The organism is Burkholderia sp. HI2714 (genome assembly GCF_002223085.1).
Taxonomy (GTDB): Bacteria; Pseudomonadota; Gammaproteobacteria; order Burkholderiales; family Burkholderiaceae; genus Burkholderia; species Burkholderia lata_D.
Genome location: NZ_NKFM01000098.1, coordinates 1 through 5,092 on the forward strand (window position 1 = coordinate 1; position 5,092 = coordinate 5,092).

Consider the following 5,092-nt stretch of genomic DNA (forward strand, 5'->3'; position numbering starts at 1 on the left):
ACGCAGTCGTACAACAACTCGCACGTGCTGGGCGCCAACGGTTCCACCTTGCTGGTCAACAGCAGTGGCGTGGGTCTGAACAGCGGCAATGGCGACACGCTCAACGACTACGCGATCAGCTACGTCAACAACACGGGCACGATCACGCCGGCCTCGGTGACGGTGACGGCGAACTCGGACACCAAGGTGTTCGACGGCACCACGACGAGCAATGTAGCCGTGACCAACGTCACCGGCCTGGTAGGCAGCGACAGCCTGACGGGCCTGACGCAGTCGTACAACAACTCGCACGTGCTGGGCGCCAACGGTTCCACCTTGCTGGTCAACAGCAGTGGCGTGGGCCTGAACAGCGGCAATGGCGACACGCTCAACGACTACGCGATCACCTACGTCAACAACACGGGCACGATTACGCCGGCCTCGGTGACGGTAACGGCTTCGAGCCAGAACAAGGTGTACGACGGCACCACGGCGAGCAATGTAGCCGTGACCAACGTCACCGGGCTGGTGGGCGGCGACAGCCTGACGGGTCTGACGCAGTCGTACAACAACTCGCACGTGCTGGGCGCCAACGGTTCCACCTTGCTGGTCAACAGCAGTGGCGTGGGTCTGAACAGCGGCAATGGCGACACGCTCAACGACTACGCGATCAGCTACGTCAACAACACGGGCACGATCACGCCGGCCTCGGTGACGGTGACGGCGAGTTCGGGCACCAAGGTGTTCGACGGCACCACGGCGAGCAACGTAGCCGTGACCAACGTCACCGGGCTGGTGAGCGGCGACAGCCTGACGGGCCTGACGCAGTCGTACAACAATTCGCACGTGCTGGGCACCAACGGTTCCACGCTGCTGGTCAACAACAGCAATGTCGGTGTGACCGGCAGCGCAGGCAGCGTGCTTGGCGACTACGCGATCAGCTACGTCAACAACACGGGCACGATCACGCCGGCCTCGGTGACGGTGACGGCGAGCTCGGGTACCAAGGTGTACGACGGCACCACGGCGAGCAACGTAGCCGTGACCAACATCACCGGCCTGGTGGGCGGTGACAGCTTGACGGGCCTGACGCAGTCGTACAACAATTCGAACGTGCTGGGTACCAACGGTTCCACCTTGCTGGTCAACAGCAGTGGCGTGGGCCTGAGCAGCGGCAATGGCGATACGCTCGGCGACTACGTGATCACCTACGTCAACAACACGGGCACGATCACGCCGAGGCCGGAGCCGGCGCTGATCACTGCGCTTACGTTCAATGTGGATGAATGGCGAGGTGCACGCTGGGCTAACTATTACGTGGACCGCACTTATCCTGCCGAGCGCCTGACGGTGACGCAAACCCCCGAATCGTTCCAGATGTTGGAGGTCGCTATGACTGGAGAGTTGCCGACCGAAGGTCCGGTTGAGATACCGGTGGCAGGCCCGTCGTCGAGACTGAATTGCAAGTCGGGCAGTATCCGTACGCCGGATGGCGTTGATTCCCTACCAGTGAACGAATGTACTCGACGGACCAATTCAGATCGTGGCTATTGATGTCAATTGGCGACCATGCAAGCACGGCCGATACTTGCTTGGCGACGGCAATCCTTTGTCTGAAAGGGGAGAGCGTGTGAATAGCGACAGTCATTGTGCCGATGAAATGCGTGCATTCTGGCGAAGATCCCTGCGCCGAGTTCCATGCAAGATGGTAGGACGGATATCTGCGCTTCATTCGCGAGATCTAGTAGTTGAAAAGAACGTATAGGGTTTGCATTTTATGAAGATACAAAATGAAGATCCGGCATTCCATTTCATTTCAGGTTTGCCCCGATCTGGATCGACGCTGCTTGCGGCATTGCTCAAGCAGAATCCCCGTTTCCATGCAGGAATGACCAGCCCGGTTGGCGGAATTTTTTTGGCATTACTTGAAGCGATGAGTGATCGGGTTGAGGCGTCGGTTTTTTTGGATAATGACGCGAGGCACCGAATTCTTCGTGGTTTTGTAATGAACTACTTTTCCACCAGCAACGCGAGGGTGATCTTTGACACCAATCGATTTTGGTGTAGCAAGTTGCCGACCCTGCGCCTTCTGTTTCCACAGGCAAAGGTAATTGCCTGCGTACGCGATACAAGCTGGATCATTGATAGCTTTGAGCGCTTGGTGAACCGCAACGCATTACAACCATCGGGGGTATTCAATTTCGCCGCAAGCGGCACGGTGTATTCGCGAGCCAGTGCCCTGGCGAGTTCAGACGGCACTGTAGGGTTTGCTTACGACGCACTGCGTGAGGCGTTTTATGGTGAGCACGCGCAAAGCATGTTACTGGTGCAGTACGACACCTTGACGAGCAATCCCAAGAAGGTTCTTTCGGCAATATACGACTTCATTGGCGAGCCGTGGTTCGAGCATGACTTCGATAACGTGGAGTTCGATGAGGGCGACGCGTACGACGGACGACTTGGTACTCCGGGCTTGCATGCTGTTGGGCGAAAAGTGCGCGCTACTCCGAGGGACACCATCTTGCCGCCGGATTTGTTCCAGCGCTTTGCCGGCGACAGTTTCTGGCTCGACCCTAGTAAGAACCCACGTGACGTGCGGATTGTCTGAGTCTGCCGGCCATGTCGGCCGCCACCAGAAGAACAGGAAGTCCCATTTCGATTGGACGACCCGTGAGCCTAGATATCAACGACATTCGTGCGGCCAGAAGAAGAGGGTGTTATGAGTAGTTCCCAAGCAACGATGGCAGTCACAGAACCGGCTTTCTCACTCGGCCGATTTGAATCCGCTTGCTACGCTCGTCAGCACGAGCAGGCAGCGAGAGAGTTTGTTGCTCTACTAGCGATGCTGGATCGCAACTACGGGGGATTCGACCATGGATTCGAAGCCCTGCCAACTGCGAACATGGTGGGTGTGGACCAGGATCCGCATATTATCAATCGCATCTGTTCGGCGCTCTCGGCACTGTTCTGCGATTCGGCCTTCGGCTTGTCTTTCGACGGCTACCGACAGCTGTTGTATTTTCATCGCTGGATCGCGACGTTGTTCGCAGCCAGCTCTTTCCTGAACGCCGATCACATTTTGCGCGCCCTGAACATCAAGGGGCCTAATGCGCGCGCGGTAGAAGTGAACAATCGTGACCTGGCAAAGTTCTGCCTGCTTTATACGCCCAATTCAGAGATTCCAATGGATATGGAAGCTCTGTGGTCGCATGATCGGCACTTGGCGGTTGCGCTGGCCTGTGCTTTGCTCTCGCCACGCTTCTTGGGCACCATGGCGGCCCACGACAAACGTGAAAAGTTGCTGGAATGGCTGCCGCCCAAGCTCGAACAGATTAATGACCTGAACGTGCTCCCTATCGGTGTGCTGCATGATGTCTACATGCATTGCAGCTATGCCGACACGCCGCGGCGGCATCGGATCAAGGGGCCGATCAATCGGCTGGTGCGCCAGAAGCTGGACGAGCAAGGCATACGCGATGTGAAGCACGTGCCGCGGCCGCGCGCAGTCGGTGAGAAGCCGTTGCTGATGGTCGTGCTGGAATGGTTCTCCGGCTCCCATTCGATTTACCGCACTCACTCGGCTTCGATCAAGGCAGCTAGCGAACGATTCCGGGTCGTGGGTATCGGGCACGCCGGACAGGTGGACCAGTTGGGCAAAGCCGTATTCGAAGAATATGTGGAAGTCACGGGCGATACCGTGTCGTTTGTCCGGGCCAAAGCAGAGGAGTTGCAGCCCGACATCGTCTATTACCCGGCATTCGGCATGTTTCCACACAGTATTTATCTGACGAATTTGCGCTTGGCACCGGTGCAGATTGTCTCCTATGGGCATCCGGCCACCTCGCACTCCCCCTTTATCGACTACTTCGTGTTACCGGAAGACTGGGTGGGTGATGCCGACTGCTTCAGCGAAAAGCTGTTACCGGTGCCGAAGGCCGCCATGCCATTTGTGCCATCGGCGCAAACCGGTGCTTACGACCCTGTGCTGCGCGAACACCCGGACACCGTACGTATTGCGATTGCCGCCACCACGATGAAGCTGAATCCTGGCTTCGTCGAAACGCTGGCACGTATCCGGCACGAGGTAAGCAAGCCGGTCGAGTTCCATTTTTTTATGGGTGTCGCACGCGGGTTGGTATATCTGGAGGCGCGCCATCTCATTTGCCGCTATCTACCCGACGCCGTCATCCATCCGATCATGCCGTATGCGGAATACATGACACGCATTAACGCATGTGATCTGTACTTGAACCCATTTCCATTTGGCAACACCAACGGCATTGTGGACGTGACAGCGCTGGGTATGGTGGGCGTGTGCAAAACGGGGCCGGAGGTGCTGGAGCATATCGATGAAGCGCTTTTGACTCGCATCGGCCTGCCGGACTGGCTCATTGCAAAGTCAAGGGATGACTATGTGGAAGCGGCCAAGCGACTGATTATTGATGATGAGACGCGAATCTCTTTGCGACGGAAGTTGCTGAAGAACAATGCTGTGAAGGTGTTCTACCAAGGACAACCGGAGCTTTTTGCCCAGGCCTTGGAAGCCTTGCTGTAGGGCCTGCTCCTTTGTAAGCGCGAAATTCTCCGCACCTAGCCGGCGCGGCTGAACCAATCCACGATTGCGTCCGCAGACTTGAATTGCGGACGCAAATGATGAGCTTCCCCCGGTTTTTCGCGCACCAAGGGCGAGTCGTTATGCTGCCAGATTTTGCTCGTCCTGCGTGCGGAGCCAGTCGTGAAAAAACTGGGTTGGCGACACCTGACCGAGCGTGGAGTGGCGGCGCCTCCGGTTGTAAAACACTTCGATGTAGTCGGACATGCAAAACATAGTTGAACCAAGCCCTGCAAGGGATTGCCGGGAGCCGGATATGCTGCGAACTCCCAGAACGAATATCGATCTGATTTAGAACCTGGGAGCTGGAGCGCGCCGACATGACCGACGATTTCTTCCGAAGCCGCCTTGATTCGATGATCGACCTGCGCCATCCGCTTGCGGTGCTCGCGACGCGCATGCCGTGGGCGCAGCTCGAAGCTACGATGGCGCCGCTGTTCGCGCATCGCAATCGTGAAGGCATTGCTGCGCAGGTGATCGATCTGTTCGGCGCGACAGCGC

3 protein-coding genes and 2 pseudogenes are annotated in these 5,092 nt (G+C 57.4%); 4 read left to right on the forward strand and 1 reads right to left on the reverse strand.

Features of this window, described 5'->3' with window-relative positions; genetic code table 11:
- The 3 genes from CFB82_RS43630 to CFB82_RS40890 form a co-directional block, all read left to right on the forward strand.
- On the forward strand, window positions 1-1,533 hold a 1,533-nt coding region (locus tag CFB82_RS43630), incomplete at its 5' end, for a beta strand repeat-containing protein (RefSeq protein WP_218829098.1).
- Between the two features lie 223 nt (window positions 1,534-1,756).
- Entirely contained in the window at window positions 1,757-2,587 is an 831-nt protein-coding gene (locus tag CFB82_RS40885) for a sulfotransferase family protein (RefSeq protein ID WP_089487881.1), read from the forward strand.
- A 111-nt stretch (window positions 2,588-2,698) separates the two neighbouring features.
- Window positions 2,699-4,534 carry a hypothetical protein gene (locus CFB82_RS40890; protein WP_089487882.1) on the forward strand — a complete coding sequence of 612 codons (1,836 nt, stop codon included), beginning with the start codon at window positions 2,699-2,701 and terminating at the stop codon, window positions 4,532-4,534.
- A 138-nt stretch (window positions 4,535-4,672) separates the two neighbouring features.
- On the opposite strand, the pseudogene CFB82_RS44670 reads toward CFB82_RS40890, so the two are convergent.
- Window positions 4,673-4,792 (reverse strand): annotated as a pseudogene (locus tag CFB82_RS44670) (IS3 family transposase); the annotation flags it as partial.
- Between the two features lie 119 nt (window positions 4,793-4,911).
- Between CFB82_RS44670 and CFB82_RS40895 the strand changes: the two are divergent.
- Window positions 4,912-5,092 (forward strand): annotated as a pseudogene (locus tag CFB82_RS40895) (IS5/IS1182 family transposase); the annotation flags it as partial.